The following is an 18,109-nucleotide window of genomic DNA, read 5'->3' as shown; positions in this document are numbered from 1 at the left end:
GCCGGATTTCCTTCCTGAAAATAAAGCAACCCGCCCCCGTACCGGCCTCGTATAGCCGGTGCGGGGGCGTTTCGCTTGCCCCTGTTCCTACGGCCTGTTTCCATCCTCGCATACCACACAACCATGCAAGACAAAGAAGAAGAACGCTCCCTCGTGAAGGTAGAGCAGCAACTCAACAAGGACGGTTTCACGGAAGACTTCCGCGTGCAGGATGGCCGGTTGCACACCATCGGCAACGACCGCAGCAAGGGCTACGCGCCCAGCGAGGTAACCATCGTGGACTTCTACCGCTTCGAGGGCGAAAGCAACCCCGACGACATGTCCATCCTCTACGCCATCCAGACCGCCGACGGCGTGAAAGGCACCATCTCTACCGCCTTCGGCACCTACGCCGACGGCGACGTCGACGAGTTCCTACGCACCGTGGAAGACCTCGGCAAAGACCTCGACAAGAACCACAAGTAAGCGGCCGGTTTCAGCCCTGCTAGCTATAAAAAAAGGCGCCCGGAATCTGTTCCGGGCGCCTTTTTGCGTGTCTGACGGATGGCTAGGCTTTCGGCGTTGCCGGCGGATCGGCTGGCGGCGGGGCCAGCCGGCGCAGCACCGTTTCCGGAACGTCCAGCGTCCGGATCGGGAACGGGATGACAATACCGGCCGCGTCGAAGGCGCGCTTGATGCGCATGATGGCCTCGCTCTTGGCCGATACATAGTCGAGCTGCCGCTCAAACGGCACCCAAAACCGCACCTGAAACGCAATGGCACTCTCGCCGAACTCGGTGAACATCACGTCGGGCTGGCGCTCGGGGGCCAGGTTGGGTACCTCCCGGATGGCGGCCAGCGCCACGCTGCGCACTTGGTCCAGGTCGGCGTCGTACGTGACGCCGCAGTCCACATCCACGCGCCGGAAGCTGTTGATGGTGAAGTTGATGAGGGCGTTTTCGAACACCTTGCGGTTGGGTACCCGCACCAGCTCGCCGGTGGCCTGGCGCAGGTCGGTGGTGCGCAAACTCACACGCTCTACTAGGCCGGTGTAGTCGTTGGTCTTGATGACGTCGCCGACCGTGAAGGGCCGCTGCAGCACTAGAATGATGCCGCTGATGAAGTTAGCCGCAATGTCCTGAAACGCAAAGCCCAGCGCCAGCCCGATGATACCCACGCCCGCCAGCAGCGACGTCACGGTTTTTTGCAGATTGAGCACCTCCAGCACAAAAAACAGCCCGATCAACAGCACCAGCACGTAGCTGAGCGTGGCCACCAAATCGCGCAGGGCCGCGCTGTGCGAGATGCGCGGAAAAATATTGGTGATGAGGCGCTTGCTCAGCCGCGCCGCGTAAAGCGTAGCCACCAGCACCAGCGCCGCAATCAGCAGGTTGGGCAGCATCACAATGAACTCCTGCCCCCAGCCAATCAGCTTGTGGGTGAGCATGGTAAAGGCTTTGTCGATCTGGGTCAGGCCGAACATAGAAACGGGCAGTAAGGTGAGCAACACGGCAAGATAGAAACCAGGCCACAAGCACGCACGGCCGCTACGCCGTGCCGTAGCGCGAACTTTGTAGTTCGCGCCACCGCCGTGCCATTCGAGCGGCTGTAACGGCGCGGAGGCGCGAACTACAAAGTTCGCGCTACTGGCGCGGCCGACAGGGGGTTAGCCCCAGACTTTAGTGCCCTCGGTGCAGTTGCGGCACATGTCGATCTGGTCGCGGCCCTTGAGCAGGGAGGCCCGGAACTGGCGGTATTTGGGGCCGTGCCAGAGCTGGCGGAAGGTCTGGGTCTGGAGGTCGCCGAGGCGGTACTCGGCGTCTTTGTCGAAGCAGCAGGGTACTACGAGGCCGTCCCAGGTTATCACGCAGCTGTGCCACATCTTCCAGCAGTGGTTGAGCAGGCGGTTTTTGATGCTCCAGGTGCCGTCCTGGTTGTTTTCGTAGCGCGAGTAGTAGTCGATGGTCGGAATCAGCGGCGAGCCGTGCTGGTAGTCGTAGATCTGGGCCGTCTTGAACCACACGTCATCCACGCCCATGTCCTTGGCCAACTGCCGGGCCTCGTCCATCTGGTGCTCGTTGGGCCGCACCACCAGAAACTGGAACACCACCCGCGGCGTCTGGCTTTTCAGCTCGCGCCGCCACTTAATCAGGTTGCGCGTGCCTTCCAGCACCTTGTCGAGCTTGCCGCCCACGCGGTACTGCTGGTACACCTCCTGGGTGGTGCCGTCGAGGGAGATGATGAGCCGGTCGAGGCCACTCTCCACGGTGCGGCGGGCGTTGTGGTCGTTGAGGTAGTGGGCGTTGGTACTGGTGGCCGTGTAGATGCCTTTCTGGCTGGCGTACTTCACCAGATCCAGGAAGTTGGGGTGCAGGTACGGCTCGCCCTGGAAGTAGAAAATCAGGTACCACAGCCGCGAGGCCACCTCGTCGATGGTCTTGCGAAACAACTCGTCGGGCAGCATGCCGGTGGGGCGCGTGAAGCTGCGCAGGCCGCTGGGGCACTCCGGGCAGCGCAGGTTGCAGCTGGTGGTAGGCTCAAAGCTGAGCGCCACCGGCAAACCCCAGTGGCGCGCCTTGCCCGTAAGCTTGCTCAGGGCGTAGCCGCCCACCACCTGCGCCGCATTCCAGACGCGGCGCGGCGTAGCTTTCGAAAGAAAAATAACGGAGTCGGTGAGCAGAGAAGCCATGTAGCAGCAAAGGTAGCGGCTGGCGCGGTGCCGCCCCCGATACCAACAAAAACGCCTCCTGCCAGGGCAGAAGGCGTTTACAGAGTATAGAAAAGCGGTAGTGCTTACAGAACTGTCCTTCCGACGAAGGAGGAATCTGGATCAGGTCGTTTAGCTCTCCGACCCAGATTCCTCCTTCGTCGGAAGGACAGCTCCAACCTACTTACTTGCTAGCTTCGTTGGAAAGCAGGCTGGTGTAGGTACTGGCCTTGCCAAACGACTCCTTGATTTCGTCGACGGCTGCGCGGCTGCTCAGGCGCTTGGGCTTGGTGTTGAGGAAGGTGCCGTCTTCGGCCAGCAGGAAGTAGGCCGGCACATCGTCGAGGGCGTAGGCGCGCAGGATGGGGCTGCGCATGCCGCCGGTGGCGCGCACCTGAACGCCCGGCAGGCGCTTGCTGGTCACGAGCTGCTTCCAGGCGCCTTCGTTTTCGTCGAGGGCAATGTTGATGAACACAATGTTCTTGCCTTCAAACTTCTTGGCCAGGTCGGCGGCGTAGGGCAGGTCGCGCAAACTCAGGCCGCTGGTGGTGCGCCAGAAGTTGAGGTACACCAGCTTGCCCCGGAAGTCGCGCAAACTCACCGAGTCGCCGTTGACGGTCTGCAGCCGGAACTCCGGGGCCGGAGCGCCAATGGCAAAGGCCTTGTGGGTATCGAAGTCCTGCTGCAGCACCGGCGCGTAGCGGTTCTTGGTGTCCACAGTGCGGAAATCGGCCAGCATAGCCGCCGACTGCTTCACGTGCCCAAACCGGAACGACTCCTGTAGCACCCGGCCCATGATGATGGGCCGCACCGGGCCGCTAAGCTGGGTTTTGGCGATGTCGTAGCAGGCCTGGTAGAAGTCGGGGTGAGTGCGGAGCTTGCCGTTGCTGTTGGCCAGGTAGTGGACGTAGTTGAGCAGAAACTCCTGGTACATCTCACTCTGCATAGCCTGCGCGTTGTTGGTCAGGCTCTTGTCGTTGAGGAACTCGTAGAACGCCGGCGACATTTTCAGGCGGCCCTCGGTGGCCACCACCTGCTCGCGCAGGTCCGGGAACGTGAGCCGGTCGTTGGCGTAGCTGTAGTCGATTTCGGCTTGGGCGTAGTGGCGGAAAGCTTCTGAGAACTTGTTGTCTTCCAGCGCGTTCTTCAGAAACTTGTTTTCTTCCTTGCGGCGGTAGTCCAGAAATGACAGAAAACCGGGCTCGTAGAGCATGATGTTATCAGGAAGCACCTGAAAACCATCATTTTCAATGAACTGCTCCGCTACGTCGGTCAGGTAGGTGTTGGCGTCGGCGCCCTTGCCTTTGTAGCGCACAGAGCCCGCCATGTTGCTGCCCCGGAACCGAATATCCAGCGCGTCGCCGGGCTCCAGAAACAGGTCGGCGACGTCGTCGCCGTACACGAGGTCGGCGCGGGCCGGGCCGTCGAGCTTGAGGGCCATCCGGAACTCGCCCTTGTCATCGAGGCGGGCGTAGGTGATCTGCTCTTTCGGGTCCAGCGGGTTTTCGCGGACCGATACGGCGATGGTGTCGTTGGTGCGGCCGCTTACTTTGCCGGTGAGCGTAACCGTACCCTGGGCCTGCGCCCCAACAGAAAGGGTCGTGAGGCTTGCAGCCAGCAGCCACCCGGCAAGAAAGCGAATAGAGTATGACATCAGAACGGGTATTGCAGGAAATAGCGTCGGAACCGGGCCGCTGGCCGCTGTTGCAGCCGCAAGCTGAACGCCAACACTATTCGCGGTAAAAGTCAATTCCTGTACCGAAGATACGGGTTTTGGGTTGTGATAGTCCAATCCGAATTATGTCTTTTTTTCGTACCGGACTACCACCCCGGGTTTTTGGCGGATTTATCCAAACAAACCCTGCAATACTTCATCCAGACGGCCCGCCGGCTGCACCCGAATCCCATATCGGGCCAGATCGAGGCCGCGGGCGTTGTACTGCGAGATGTACATTTCGGCGAAGCCCAGCTTCTCGGCCTCGCTCAGGCGCTGGTCGAGCCGGCTCACGGCCCGGATTTCGCCGCTCAGCCCCACCTCTGCCGCCAGGCACACCTCACCCCGGATGGGCAAATCGTTGAGCGACGACACCACGGCGGCGCACACGGCCAGGTCCAGCGCGGGGTCGTCGAGGCGCAGGCCGCCGGCAATGTTCAGGAACACGTCGTGCTGGCCGAGGCGCAGGCCGCTGCGCTTCTCCAGTACTGCCAGCAGCATCTGTAAGCGCTTGGCATCGAAGCCCGTAGCCGACCGCTGGGGCGTGCCGTAAGTGGCGGGTGTCACGAGGGCCTGCACTTCCACCAGCAGCGGCCGGTTGCCTTCCAGCGTGGCCCCGATGGCCATGCCGCTCAGACTCTCGGCCCGCTGCGAGAGCAGGATTTCGGAGGGGTTGCTCACCTGCCGCAGCCCCGAGCCCTGCATCTCGTAGATGCCCAGCTCGGAGGTGCTGCCGAAGCGGTTTTTGGTGGTGCGTAGGATGCGGTAGCTCAGGTGCCGGTCGCCCTCAAACTGCAGCACGGTGTCCACCATGTGCTCCAGGATTTTGGGGCCCGCAATGGAGCCGTCCTTGGTGATGTGGCCGATCAGCAGCACCGGCACGCCGGTTTCCTTGGCGTACTTGAGCAGCTCCTGAGTGCACTCGCGCACCTGGCTCACCGAGCCCGCCCCCGACTCTACCAACTGCGAGTGCAGGGTCTGGATGGAATCGACGATGACCACGTTAGGCTGCAGCGCGTCGATCTGCTTGAAGATGTTCTGGGTGTTGGTTTCGGTGAGGATGTAGCAGTTGGGGTGCTGCTCGCCGAGGCGCTCGGCGCGCATCTTGATCTGCTGCTCGCTTTCCTCGCCCGAGATGTAGAGCACCTTCATCTGCGTCAGGCTCATGGCAATCTGGAGCATGAGCGTGCTTTTGCCGATGCCCGGCTCGCCGCCGATGAGCACCAAGGAGCCCGGTACGAGTCCGCCGCCCAGCACCCGGTTCAGTTCGCCGTCGTTGGTATCAAAGCGCGACTCTTCCTCGAAGTGAATTTCGGAGATGACGCGGGGCTTGGCGGCCTTGGTGGTGCCTACCGTGGTGGAGGCTTTCCAGGAGCCGGCCGCCGAGTTGTCTTCCTTCTGGATGACTTCCTCAACGTAAGTGTTCCACTCGCCGCAACTGGCGCAGCGGCCGAGCCATTTGGCGCTTTGGGCGCCGCAGTTCTGGCAGAAAAATAAGGTCTTGAGCTTGGCCATTCCTAAACAGGTTGGGGAGAATGGGTGTAAGGCAAATTTGCGCCAAAAAGTTTAGCAAGAACGGCATTTGGCGGCAGGTTTCCCGGGCGCTTTTTATGGACGGTAGTATATGAGCCTTTACAGCCGGAGTAAGCCCAAATCCGCCCTGCGGTGGGCAGGATAGTGTCGAAGCGAATACTTATATAATAACTCGAATAATAAAATGAATAATACCTTCTATATAGTATTTTTGCCTTATTGCGTGGGCTGGTTCCAAGCATCAGTCTTCTGATCGGTTTTCTCTTCTCTTTACTTGTTCAAGTATGAAACACTATTACCGTCTGCTACTTGGCGTCGGCCTCAGCGGATTGTCTTACTCAGCGCTGGCGCAGACTGGCGCAGTTGGCGTAGGCACTACCACCCCCGATGCCAACGCCGCCCTGGATATTTCGGCGGGCACAGGGGCCAACAAGGGCCTGCTGGTTCCGCGCATGACGGAAGCCCAGCGCACGGCCCTCACCACCACCAGCCAGGGGATGCTCGTGTACCAGACCAATGGCACTCAGCCGGGCTTTTGGTACTTTCAGGGCGGGCAGTGGCTGCCGCTGGGCATTGGCTCGGGCACCAGCGCCCAAAGCTGGCTGCGCACCGGCAATGCCGGTACTACCCCGGCGTCAAACTTTGTAGGAACTACTGATGCGCAGGACCTGGTGCTGCGCACCAACAACACCGAGAAGCTCCGCCTCGACATCGACGGCACGCAGTTCGCCACCTCGGCTAAAGGCATTGCACTGAACCAGGCGGATGCGCCGCTCATCACGCGCGGCTGGGACAAGTTTACTTCGGGCGCCTACAACGGCCTGGGCCGCTGGGGCCTGTTCATGGAAGCCAACACCCTCACGTTTGGGGTGCCAGCGCTGGGCGGCAAGCAGTTTCAATGGGTGAGCTACGACGCCGCTTCCGCCCGTAGCGCCACCTTCATGACCCTGAGCCAGGAAGGCCGCCTGGGCATCGGCACTACGCCGGACCTCACACTGGACGCGCTTGGCGCCATTGGCCTGCGCAATAATGCTGCCTGGGACCATCTCTACTTCACCCACGATGGCGTCACGGCCTTTGTGAATGCCGGCGGGGCCGAAGGCGGCCTGTCGCTGCGTGTAGGCAGCAGCGCCCAAGGCAGCTACGGCGACCCCACCCAGAACTACCGCGATGTGATGCGTCTGCTAACCAGCGGCAACGTCGGCATCGGAGTTACGAACCCGGCGCAGGCGCTGGAGGTAGCCGGGGGCATTTCGGCTTCTTCGGCCACTGCCATCAGCAAGCAGGGCGCATTTCTGGAGTGGAACCGCTCCGGCGGTGATGGCGAAACCTGGCTGCTCAACCAGCAGGGCCTGGGCGGGGGCAACGCGGGCATCCGGTTTGGTGGCGTAACGCAGGGCAATGCTGCGACCGAGTGGGCCCGTTTCCTGAACAACGGCAACTTCGGCATCGGCGTGACAAACCCCGGCGCGAAGCTGGAAGTGGCAGGGCAAGTGAAGATTACGGGCGGCGCGCCTGGTGCCGGTAAAGTTCTGACCTCCGACGCCAGCGGCCTAGCTACATGGCAGACCCCAGCCGCTGGTTCTACTGCCACCAACATCCAGACGACCGGCACCTTTGCCGTGCCTGGCACCGGCAACGCTTCGCTGGCACCCACCACCGGCGTAGTGGTACTGACGGACAATGCCAGCACCGGCAACGGCACCATCACGCTGGGCGCCGGCACCAACGGCCAGACGCTGCTGGTCACCAACCTGGATGCGCAGGCCGTGAGCCTGATTAGCACCAGCGGCACGGGTAACCTGCTGCCCAATTTCGCGGCGGAGTTCGTGTACATCGTGAATGGCACCACCAGTGGCTGGTTCCGTGTCAACTAATCCTTTTCTTCCGACCTTCTTTTTCTCTGAATATGCGAATTCTCGCTACTCCTGCCGGCATTGTACCGGCCTCTTCTCTTCCTGCTGCTGAGCCCGAGCGCCGTGGCTGGCTCAAGCGCCTGGGCGCCCTGCTGGGCGGCGGCCTGCTGGCTGGCACTGCAGCCGCCGGCACCCGTGGTACGGCCTCGGTGCAAAGCGCAGATCCTTTTATTGGTGAAATCATGCTGTTTGCCGGCAACTTTCCACCCAGAGGATACGCGTTTTGCGAAGGTCAGCTCTTGTCTATTTCGCAGTATACCGCCCTGTTCTCTATCCTCGGAACGACATACGGCGGAAATGGTATTCAGAATTTTGGCCTACCAGACCTGCGCGGCCGTTTTCCTATGCACGCCGGCGCGTCAACAGGGCCAGGACTCAGCCCGCACGCGCTGGGTGAGAAAGCTGGCGCCGAAAGCGTAACGCTGCTTTCCAGCCAGATGCCGGCCCACACCCATCAGATGGTAGCTACCACCGCCTCTGGCACCTCGGCCTCTCCCGATGGAGCTTTCCTGGCTAACGATGGGCGCGGCGGCACGCAATACGCAACCGGCACCGCTGGCGCCACGCTGGCTCCGCAGAGCATCGGGGTAGCCGGGGCGAGCCAGCCCCACTCTATCATGCCGCCGTATTTGGGCATCAACTTCTGCATTGCGCTGGAAGGGGTTTTTCCGCCTCGGAACTAAGGCGTTGTCTGGTATGAAGCCTTTCTACTCTCTTCTGGCCCTGGGTTTGGCGGCCGGCCCGCTGGCGGCCCAGGGCCTGACCAACAACGGCGCTGTCCTGACGGTGCCGGCCGGCGCGACGCTCTACGTGCCAGGCGCTCTGAACAACCAGGCGGGCAGCACGCTCAGCAATGCCGGTACCGTGCTGGTCGGCGGCAATCTGACCAACGCTGGCACGCTCACGTCGGCAGGGTTGGTGCGGGCGGTGGGCACCGCCAACCAGAGCCTGACCTCCGGCGGCGCCAGCCTCGCGCAGCTGGAAATAGCCAACACCGGCCCGGCGGGCCAGAACGTGGTGAGCGTTCCGGCCGACCTGACCATCACGCAGCAGCTCACGCTCACTAGTGGTATGGTGCAGACGGCCACCACCGCTACGGTGCTGCTGCCCAACACAGCCTCCGTGAGCGGGGAAGCGCCGGGCCGCTACGTGCAGGGCAACCTGCAGGTGACGCGCACCGGCGTAAACAGCACCACCAACTTCGGCAACGGCGCCACGCTCAACCCCGGCAACAACCTGGGTACCGTAACGGTGAAGCGCACCGCGGGCCTGCTGCTGCCCAACGTGAGCTACGGCCAGAATACGGCGGCTCCCGCCTTTAAAGGCATCGACCGGATCTGGACCATCACCAGCGGCAACAACCCCAACTCGGCCGTGGCCGTGACCCTGGACTGGCTGCCCGAGAACGACAACAGCCTGAGCAGCTTCGCGGCGATGCAGGCGTGGCAGGCTGCTACGCCTTCGTCCTGGCAGAAAGCCGGGGCGCAGGCGGCCGCCACCACTACGCCCAGCAGCCGCAGCTTCTCGTTCAGCACCACCGTGCTGGGCCTGCTCACGGTCAGCAACTCGGCCAATCCGCTGCCGGTAGAGCTGGTAGAGTTCACGGCTGAGCGCCAGGGCGAAGACGGCCTGTTGCGCTGGACTACGGCCTCGGAAACAAACAACGCCCGCTTTGAGGTGGAAGCCAGCGCCGACGGGCGCACGTTCAGCCGTATCGGGCAGGTGGATGGCCGCGGCACCACCAGCCAGCGCTCCGACTACCGTTTCCTCGACCGGAATCTGGCCCGCTATCAGGCCAGCCCCGTGTACTACCGTCTGCGTCAGGTAGACCAGGATGGCACCACCACCACTTCGCCCGTCCGGACGGTGCAGGTGCCCGGCGCCACGCCTAAGCTGCTGGCCGAGGCTTTCCCCAACCCACACCGCAACGGCAAGCTCACGCTGCGCGTGCAGGCCCCGGAGGCTGGTACCATCACGGTGCGCGTGCACGAGGCCACCGGCCGCCTGCTGTGGCAGGAAACCCGGCCAGTGCAAGCCGGCTGGAACGAGCAGGCGCTGCCCCGCGCTGCCGAGCTACCCCAGGGCTTGTATCTGCTATCGGTGGGCCAGGCCCGGCAGCAGCAGATTGTAAAGCTGGTGCGCGAGTAGGTGTTGCGCTGGCAAGCGGTTGAAAAGCGCCCCTAACCGGGGGCGCTTTTTTGTTGGCTGGCCGCTGACCCAAGTGGGGTATGTGTGCGCAAAATCAATAGCTTACGGATATTTTGTATCTGCGCCCTGCTCGCCTGGCCTGGTGGCCTCGCTGCATTGCCTCCGGCTGGTAGGCCGGGCTACAGTATGGGTAATCAAGTATCCTGGATTTCGCCTGAATTTCTATGCGCAAACTATTCCTCTACGCGGCCCTGCTGCTGCTCTCGCAATGCTCCAAGTGCAAGGACAACGACCCTTCGCCCGAAGCCCGGCTACCACCCGTCACCCAAACCGGCGCCAACACCTTCGGCTGCCTTGTGAATGGGGAAGCTTGGACACCACAGGGGAACGATGGTACAGCTAATTACACAGTGTCGTATGACCTATTCCCGAGTGGGGGGATAATAAATATTAGCACGTACAGGATATACGGACAGGGCGCTAATGATTTCCAAACGATTTCTGTCTGGGCAAAAGGAATACAGGGTGTCGGCACTTTCTACTTTGCAAACTCATCAAGTGCCGCCGCAGGCTTTTTAAACCGGAAGACCAACTGTTATTGGAGCAGTACAGATTCTGCAGTTACCTATCGACGCGGCAATCTGACTATCACCCGGCTAGATCTGCAGGCCGGTATCGTCTCCGGTACGTTCGACTTCACGCTCTACAAACCCGGCTGCGACTCCATCCGCGTCACGCAAGGCCGCTTCGATAAGAAGCTGTAATCACCTTTGCCACTTTCCGGCTACCTGCGCCGCTAAACGCCGCGCTGCCCGTATCTTGGCGGAACCTGTGGGCCGCTGGCTGGCCCTGCCGTTGCGCTATGTTGTTTCGTCGTCGTCCTGTTGCTGCTGCCGAGCTGTCCGATGCGGACTTGCTGCGGCGCTACCACGCCCAGGGCGAGGTGGCCGACCTGGGCGTGCTCTACGAGCGGCATATGAGCGGCGTGCTGGCCATTGCCCGCCGCTACCTCCGCGACGAAGCCGATGCCCAGGATGCCGTGATGCAGCTATTCGAGCAGCTAGTGCCCAAGCTGCGGCAGCACACCGTGGAGAACTTCCCGCCCTGGCTGCACGCCACGGCCCGCAACCACTGCCTGATGGTGCTGCGGGCCCGCCAACGGGCCGGCCCCGCGCTGGTGCACTTTTCCGACGAGGCCGGTATGGAATCGGTAGCGGCCCGGCATCTGACCGCCGACGACCCCGCCGACGCCGAGCTGCACGAGCAGCACCTGCAGCAGCTGGAACACACCCTCGCCGAACTGCCCCCCGGTCAGCGCCAGTGCCTGGAGCTGTTTTACCTTGAAAAGAAAAGCTACCGCGAAGTGGCGGCCCTCACCGGCTTCGACCTCAACGCCGTAAAAAGCCACCTCCAAAACGGCAAGCGCAACCTGCGCCGCCTCCTGCAAGCCTCCGCCTCCGATGCCTCGCCCTAACCCAACCTCCGCACCCTCTGCCCCGGCCGGCGCCCACCTGCCGGTGGAGCAGCTGCGCCGGTACGTGGCCGGGCAGCTGCCGCCGGCCGAGGAGCACGCCGTGGAAGCCCACACGCTGGATTGCGCCGTGTGCGCCGATATGCTGGAAGGCCTGGAGCTGCAGCCCGCCGCCGCCCACGAGGCCAGCCTGGCCGCGCTACGCCAGCGCCTGCACACCCGCGTAGCCGAGCTGGCCCCTGAAGCTGCCCCCGAATCCGCCGTAGTTCCTCTGTGGGCGTGGCGGCCGCTGGCGGCAGCGGCCGTGCTGCTGATTTCGTTGAGCGTGGTGGGCTGGCTGGCAGTCAGTCGGTTCAGCAGCGCGCCCAACATAGCGGCCCGCACAGCCCCGAAAGCCGCCGCCCGCCAACCCACCGGCGCGCCTGCCACCGTGCAGCCCGCCGAGCCGGCGGCCGCCGCTTCTGATGTGGCAGTTGTAATCCCGCCTGCTGCGCCGGCCTCGCCGCTGCGGCGGCCACCGGCAGCGCCAATGCGGCAGCGGGCAATAGTAGTGTCTGATGCCGAAGTGCCCGCTCCGGCGGCTGATCTTGCGTCCGGCAGTCAGGTTTCTGGCCTGGGCAGCATGATGGACGTGGCTGCCGTGGCCGCGCCGGATACTGTGGAAAGTAAGTCGGTGGCGGCGGCCGCGGCTCCGGCAGCAGCCAAAGCTAAAATGGCCCGCGTAGCCGGCGTTTCGGTAACGGCCGCGCCGGTGGCTCCGCCGGCTACCCGCACCGTGCAGGGCCGCATTACGGATACGAGCGGCCAGCCACTGCCCGGTGCCACCGTGCTGGTAGCTGGCACCCAGACTGCCACCAGCACCAACGCCGACGGGGCGTTTTCGCTGCAGGTGCCGGCCGCGGCCCCACAGCTGGCGGTCAGCTCCGTCGGCTACGTCGCCCAGACCCGCACCCTGCGTCCCTCCGACTCCACGCTGGCCCTGGCGCTGGCGCCGGATAGCCGGCAGCTGAGCGAGGTGGTAGTGGTGCGTCGCGAGGCACCGCCGCTGCTGCCCAGCATCGGCGCCACCCCGGCCGGCGGCTACCCCGCCCTGCGCAAGTACCTGCGCGACAGCCTCGACTACCCGCAAAAAGCCCTGGACGAACGGCTGGAAGGCACCGTGCGCCTGCAGTTCATGGTAGGCACCGATGGCAAGCTGAGCGACTTTAAGGTGCTGCGCAAAGTGTCGCCGGAGTGCGATGAAGAAGCCATCCGGCTGCTGCAGGCGGGCCCGGCTTGGTTTCCGGCCGTGCAAAGCAACCGCCGCGTAGCCCGCAAAGTCGTGGTTGACGTGCCGTTCAAGATTGTGCAGCGGTAGCGTGATAGTTGAATAATACAACGTCATGCAGAGGCCGGCGGCCGAAGCATCTCGCCGGTGTAGTAGAATTAGTTTACTACACTGGCGAGACGCTTTGGCCGCCGGCCTCTGCATGACGGGCGGTAACTACCCGCTAATACGCCGTTAGCCGCTGTAGCCGCCGCCGCTTTCGGGCTCGGTGGCGCTGCCGCCGGCTTTATCGGGGGTGGGTAGCTCGGGCTCGGTTTTCAGCTCTACCTGGCTGTAGTCGGGGGCACCGTTGCCGGCGGTGGGCACGGGCGTTTCGGCGGTGGCGGATATCCGGGTGCTGGTGGACTCCTGGTTTTCGTGGTTAGGCGGCGTTACGGCGGCGTCCTGGTGGGCGGTCGGTGTGGCGGGCGAGGTCGACAGGGCGTCGGATTCGTCTTCGAAGGTCTTTTTCATGGGAAAGTATAGGCTGGTGATGTGCCGGTGTATACGCAGCCGGCCAGTGCCGGGGCTATGCCCGGGCCGCGCATAATTTGGGGATTGACGTGCCGCCCGGGCCGAACCGTGTACACCCGGAACAAGCGTGGCGGCGCCAGTGCCAGAGCATCTGGTTTACGTGCTGATTTACAGGTAGTGAGTAGTTGAATTATCGTCAAATTCCTGTTTTAAAGGCAGTTGCTTGTAATCTAAATACTCGATGCTTGTGTCTGATTACTTGCTACCTTACACCCGATTTCTATCCTTTACCAAGCATTATGTCACTACTATCCCGCCGGGTGCCGCAGGCCCTGGCGTTGCTGGCCACCTTGGCCGGCCCCTCCGCCTATGCCGGCTCTGGCCTGCACTTTGTCGAAAACCGGAAGCAATGGGCAGACCCGGTGAAGTTTCGGGCCGAAATACCGGGTGGCAGCGTCTACCTGACCTGTAGCGGCTTCGTCTACGACTGGCACAGCGCCGCCGACCTGCGCCGGGCCCACGACGCCCTCGAAACGACCAGCCGCGCGTCCAAGCCGGCTCCGGCCGTGCCTGTCCGCGGGCACGCGGTGTTCGTTGATTTTGTGGATGCCGCGCCCACTGGGGCGCCAGTGGGCCGGGAGCAGGAAAAAACCTACCACAACTACTTCTTCGGCAACGACCCGGCGCGCTGGGCCAGCAACGTGGCGTTGTTCGGGGAGGTGCGCTACTCCGGCCTCTACCCCGGCACCGACCTGCGCGTGTACGGCACCGAGCCGGGCGGCCTGAAGTACGATTTTGAGGTGCAGCCCGGCGGCCACCCCGAAGCCATTGCCCTGCGCTACCGCGGCACCGACGGCCTGCAGGTGCAGCCCGACGGCACGCTGCTGGTGCACACCTCCGTGACAGATGTGGTGGAGCAGCGCCCCTACGCCTATCAGCTCGTGCAGGGGCAGCGCCGCGCGGTGCCCTGCCGCTACCGCCTCAGCGGCAACCTGCTGCACTACGAGTTTCCGCAGGGCTACGACCCCGCCACAACCCTGGTGATTGACCCGGCGGTGGTGGCCTGCACCTACTCGGGCGGCGCCGGCGAAACCTGGGGCGCGGCCAGCGGCTACGATGCCGCCGGCAACATCTATTCCGCCGGCTTCGCGCAGACTCCGGGCTTTCCCGTGACGCCGGGCGCCTACCAGAATGCCTATCAGGGGGGCACGGAAGTAGCCATCAGCAAGTTCAGCCCTACCGGCTCGCAGCTGCTGTATGCCACCTACCTGGGCGGCGCCGGGGTGGATGAAGTGCGGGCCCTGCGCACCTCGGCAACGGGCGACCTGTACGTTCTCACCCAGACCTCGTCCAGCAACTTCCCGGTGACAGCCGGCTGCTACGACCCCTCGGCCAACGGCAATGTCGATCTGGCCATTACACGCTTCAATGCTACCGGCACGTCGCTGCTGGGGTCCACGTATCTGGGCGGCCTCTACTCTGATTACGGCACCGAATTGGCCTTGACCAGTACCGGAGTAGTCGTGACCGGCAACACCACTTCCGACAACTTCCCGACCACCGCCGGGGCCTACGACCGGACGCTGAGCGGCCAGGACGTGCTGGTAGCCAGCCTCAGCCAGTCGCTGACGACGCTGCAGTGGAGCACGTTTCTGGGCGGCAGCGTTGGCAATGCCGAAACGGCCAACAGCCTGCAGGTGGAAACCAACGGCAACATCCTGGTGGCCGGCGCTACCAATGCCCCCGACTTTCCGGTAACGCCCGGCGCGCTGCGCACCACCTACGCCGCTCCCGGCGACGGGTTTGTGGCGCGTCTGCAGGCCGATGGCCGTGCGCTGCTGGCTTCCACGTTTATAGGCTCCCTGCTTGGCATCGACCAGGTACAAAAGCTGGGGCTCGACGCGGAGGGCAACGTGGTGGTGTGCGGCACCGCCGGCGGTGTCGGTGTCCTGGAAGCCACGCCCGGCGCGCTGGCGTTGGCGGGCAACGTGTTTGTTGCCAAGCTCAACAAGGCCCTGACCAGCCAGTTCTTTCTGGCCAAGCCGGTTAACTTCTCCTTCTCCCAGCCTACTGCGCTGGGCGTGGATGCCTGCGGCAATATCCATCTGGCGGGCTTTGATGGGGGCGGGCAGCCGCTGCTGAACCCGCTGCCGGGCACCGGCACCACGGGCGGCGTATATCTGACCACCCTCAGCGCGGCCGGCAACGCCCGACTGTTTGGCTCGTATTTCGGCCCGTCGGTGCAGCACGCGCATGGCCCCGCGCACCGCTTCGATGCGCAGGGGAAGCTCTACCACAGCATCTGTACCACAAGCAGCTTTATTACTACTGTTTCGGCCTACTCTCCCATCCGCCGCAGCTCCGGGTTCGATATGCTGACGTTCAAGATAGACCAGGCCAGTAGCGCCAGTACCCTGGTGCAGGCCACCGTGGCCGCCGTCGACTCTGTCTGCGCGCCGGCTACGGTCACGTTTGCCAACACCTCGACTGGCAGCAGCAGCTTCCTCTGGAATTTCGCCGACGGCACGGCCCCTAGCACCGACAAGAACCCGGTGCACCTGTTCCAGAACCCCGGCACCTACCGGGTGCGGCTGGTGGCGCTGGGCACCGGCACGGGCTGCTCGCGCAACGATACCACCTACGTGACGGTGCGTGTGAAAAGCCGCCCAACGGTGACGCTGCCCCGCAACCAGGTGCTGTGCCCCGGCGGCTCGCTCACGCTGACGGCCGCCGCCAGCCCCGGCACTACTTACCGCTGGAACACCGGCGCCACCACCGCCGGCATCCGCATCACGCAGCCCGGCAAATATGTCGTGACGGTCAGCAACGGCAGCTGCACCACCCGCGACAGTACCGTGGTGCTGCAGCCGGCTCTGGCGAGGCTGCCGGCTGACACCACGGGCTGCGTAAGCGGCGGCGTGCGGCTGCGGGCGCAGGCCGCGCCCGGCAGCACCTACCTCTGGTCGACGCAGGCTACTACGCCGGAGATTGTGGCCACCACCTCGGGCCGCTACACGGTGCGCGTCACGCAGGGCGGCTGCACCGAGGAAAAAACCGTGACCGTGAACCTGCGGCGCCCCATTCTGCCGCCCAACGTCATCACGCCCAACGGCGACGGCGACAACGACTTCTTCAAGCCCGACCAGGATGTGCTGGAGCCCGGCACCCGCCTGCGCCTCTACAACCGCTGGGGCCGCCAGGTATACGCCACCGACAACTACCGCAACGACTGGAACGCCGCCGAGCAGCCGGCCGGCGTCTACTACTACACGCTGGAAAACGAGCTGTTCTGCACGCCGGCCAGCAAAGGCTGGGTGGAAGTGGTGAAGTAGGCCGGCGCGCCGCTTCTTCGGCAGGCCTTCCGTACTTTTGCCCCATCCTTACCTGTCACCTCATCCTCTTCTCACCCCACAAGAAGCATGACGCAGTTCCGCACCGAGAAAGACACCATGGGCACCGTGCAGGTGCCGGCCGACGCCTACTACGGCGCCCAGACCCAGCGCAGCATCGACAACTTCCAGATTGCCCAGGACATCAACCGGATGCCCAAGGAAATCATCCGCGCCTTCGCCTACCTCAAGAAAGCTGCCGCCCTCACCAACCGCGACGCCGGCATCCTGCCTGCCGACAAAGCCGAGCTGATTGGCCGCGTGTGCGACGAAATCCTGGACGGCAAGCTCGACAAGGAGTTTCCGCTGGTGGTGTGGCAGACCGGCTCGGGCACCCAAAGCAACATGAACGTGAACGAGGTGGTGGCCTACCGCGGCCACGTACTGCAGGGCGGCAGCCTCTCCGACGAGAAGAAAGTGCTGGCTCCCAACGACGACGTGAACAAGTCGCAGTCGAGCAACGACACGTTCCCGACGGCCATGCACATTGCGGCCTACAAAATCCTGGTGGAAACCACCATTCCCGGCATCGAGAAGCTGCGCGATACGCTGAAGCAGAAGTCGGAGCAGTTCATGCACATCGTCAAAATCGGCCGCACCCATCTGATGGATGCTACCCCGCTGACGGTGGGCCAGGAGTTCAGCGGCTACGTGTCGCAGCTCGACCACGGCCTGCGCGCCATCAAGAACACGTTGGCGCACCTCTCGGAGCTGGCGCTGGGCGGCACCGCCGTAGGCACCGGCATCAACACGCCCGCCGGCTACTCAGAGAACGTGGCCAAGCACATTGCCGACCTCACCGGTCTGCCCTTCATCACCGCTGAAAACAAGTTTGAAGCTCTGGCCGCCCACGACGCCATCGTGGAAGCCCACGGCGCGCTGAAAACGGTGGCCGCCTCGCTGATGAAAATCGGCAACGATATTCGCCTGCTGGCCTCGGGCCCGCGCGCCGGCATCGGCGAGCTGCACATTCCCGACAACGAGCCCGGCTCCAGCATCATGCCCGGCAAGGTGAACCCCACCCAGTGCGAGGCCATGACGATGGTAGCCGCCCAGGTGATGGGCAACGACGTGGCCATCAACATCGGCGGCATGAACGGCCACTTCGAGCTGAACGTGTTCAAGCCCGTGATGATCTACAACTTCCTGCACTCGGCCCGCCTCATCGGCGACGTGTGCGTGTCGTTCAACGACAAATGCGCCGTGGGTATCGAGCCCCTGGAAGCCAACATCAAGAAGCACGTTGATTCGTCGCTGATGCTGGTAACGGCCCTCAACCCCCACATCGGCTACTACAAAGCCGCCGAAATTGCCCAGACGGCCCACAAAAACGGCTCGACCCTGAAGGAAACCGCCCTCCAACTCGGCTACCTCACCGAGGAGCAGTTCAACGAGTGGCTCAAGCCCGAAGATATGGTAGGCGAAATCAAGAAGTAGTGCTTACAGCGGGTTCGTCCCGCTAATACAAAGCG

14 protein-coding genes are annotated in these 18,109 nt (G+C 63.4%); 9 read left to right on the top strand and 5 right to left on the bottom strand.

The window, feature by feature from the left end; genetic code table 11:
* Window positions 1-123 precede the first annotated feature (123 nt).
* On the top strand, window positions 124-465 hold the full coding sequence (locus O9Z63_RS16920) for a hypothetical protein (protein ID WP_044015256.1): 342 nt from the start codon (window positions 124-126) through the stop codon (window positions 463-465).
* 82 nt (window positions 466-547) lie between these two features.
* On the opposite strand, the gene O9Z63_RS16915 is transcribed toward O9Z63_RS16920, so the two are convergent.
* The 4 genes from O9Z63_RS16915 to radA form a co-directional block, all read right to left on the bottom strand.
* On the bottom strand, window positions 548-1,489 hold the full coding sequence (locus tag O9Z63_RS16915; protein WP_270126535.1) for a mechanosensitive ion channel family protein: 942 nt from the start codon (window positions 1,487-1,489) through the stop codon (window positions 548-550).
* A 156-nt stretch (window positions 1,490-1,645) separates the two neighbouring features.
* Window positions 1,646-2,668 carry an SPASM domain-containing protein gene (locus O9Z63_RS16910; RefSeq protein WP_270126533.1) on the bottom strand — a complete coding sequence of 341 codons (1,023 nt, stop codon included), beginning with the start codon at window positions 2,666-2,668 and terminating at the stop codon, window positions 1,646-1,648.
* 202 nt (window positions 2,669-2,870) lie between these two features.
* The gene (locus O9Z63_RS16905; protein ID WP_270126532.1) at window positions 2,871-4,340 is read right to left on the bottom strand and encodes a TlpA family protein disulfide reductase; all 1,470 of its coding nucleotides are present in this window, start codon (window positions 4,338-4,340) and stop codon (window positions 2,871-2,873) included.
* 192 nt (window positions 4,341-4,532) lie between these two features.
* A complete protein-coding gene (gene radA, locus O9Z63_RS16900) occupies window positions 4,533-5,915 on the bottom strand; it encodes a DNA repair protein RadA (RefSeq protein ID WP_187317007.1) in 1,383 nt (460 codons plus the stop codon).
* A gap of 302 nt (window positions 5,916-6,217) precedes the next feature.
* Between radA and O9Z63_RS16895 the strand changes: the two genes are divergently transcribed.
* The 6 genes from O9Z63_RS16895 (at window position 6,218) to O9Z63_RS16870 (ending at window position 12,825) form a co-directional block, all read left to right on the top strand.
* Window positions 6,218-7,810, top strand: coding sequence for a hypothetical protein (locus O9Z63_RS16895; RefSeq protein ID WP_270126531.1), 1,593 nt, complete (start codon window positions 6,218-6,220; stop codon window positions 7,808-7,810).
* Window positions 7,811-7,842: 32 nt separating this feature from the next.
* Window positions 7,843-8,532 (top strand): phage tail protein, encoded by a 690-nt coding sequence (locus O9Z63_RS16890; RefSeq protein WP_333490319.1) that lies wholly within the window; start codon window positions 7,843-7,845, stop codon window positions 8,530-8,532.
* Window positions 8,533-8,545: 13 nt separating this feature from the next.
* Window positions 8,546-9,997, top strand: a complete 1,452-nt coding sequence (locus O9Z63_RS16885; protein ID WP_270126529.1) for a T9SS type A sorting domain-containing protein — start codon at window positions 8,546-8,548, stop codon at window positions 9,995-9,997.
* Between the two features lie 224 nt (window positions 9,998-10,221).
* Entirely contained in the window at window positions 10,222-10,761 is a 540-nt protein-coding gene (locus tag O9Z63_RS16880) for a DUF6252 family protein (RefSeq protein ID WP_270126528.1), read from the top strand.
* Between the two features lie 98 nt (window positions 10,762-10,859).
* On the top strand, window positions 10,860-11,471 hold the full coding sequence (locus O9Z63_RS16875) for an RNA polymerase sigma factor (protein WP_044015269.1): 612 nt from the start codon (window positions 10,860-10,862) through the stop codon (window positions 11,469-11,471).
* On the top strand, window positions 11,458-12,825 hold the full coding sequence (locus tag O9Z63_RS16870) for a TonB family protein (RefSeq protein WP_270126527.1): 1,368 nt from the start codon (window positions 11,458-11,460) through the stop codon (window positions 12,823-12,825). Before O9Z63_RS16875 ends, O9Z63_RS16870 begins: the two co-directional genes overlap by 14 nt.
* A gap of 144 nt (window positions 12,826-12,969) precedes the next feature.
* Here the strand turns inward: O9Z63_RS16870 and O9Z63_RS16865 are convergent, their stop codons facing one another.
* Window positions 12,970-13,248 carry a hypothetical protein gene (locus tag O9Z63_RS16865; protein WP_270126526.1) on the bottom strand — a complete coding sequence of 93 codons (279 nt, stop codon included), beginning with the start codon at window positions 13,246-13,248 and terminating at the stop codon, window positions 12,970-12,972.
* A 299-nt stretch (window positions 13,249-13,547) separates the two neighbouring features.
* On the opposite strand from O9Z63_RS16865, the gene O9Z63_RS16860 reads away from it, so the two are divergent.
* Entirely contained in the window at window positions 13,548-16,580 is a 3,033-nt protein-coding gene (locus O9Z63_RS16860) for a DUF7948 domain-containing protein (protein WP_270126525.1), read from the top strand.
* A gap of 87 nt (window positions 16,581-16,667) precedes the next feature.
* Complete coding sequence (gene fumC, locus O9Z63_RS16855) at window positions 16,668-18,074, top strand: class II fumarate hydratase (RefSeq protein WP_270126524.1); 1,407 nt, start codon at window positions 16,668-16,670, stop codon at window positions 18,072-18,074.
* Window positions 18,075-18,109 lie beyond the last annotated feature (35 nt).

The sequence above is a fragment of the Hymenobacter yonginensis genome (assembly GCF_027625995.1).
GTDB lineage: Bacteria > Bacteroidota > Bacteroidia > Cytophagales > Hymenobacteraceae > Hymenobacter > Hymenobacter yonginensis.
The sequence above is the reverse complement of the archived record's forward strand: the minus strand, read 5'-3'. Positions and strand labels throughout refer to the sequence as shown.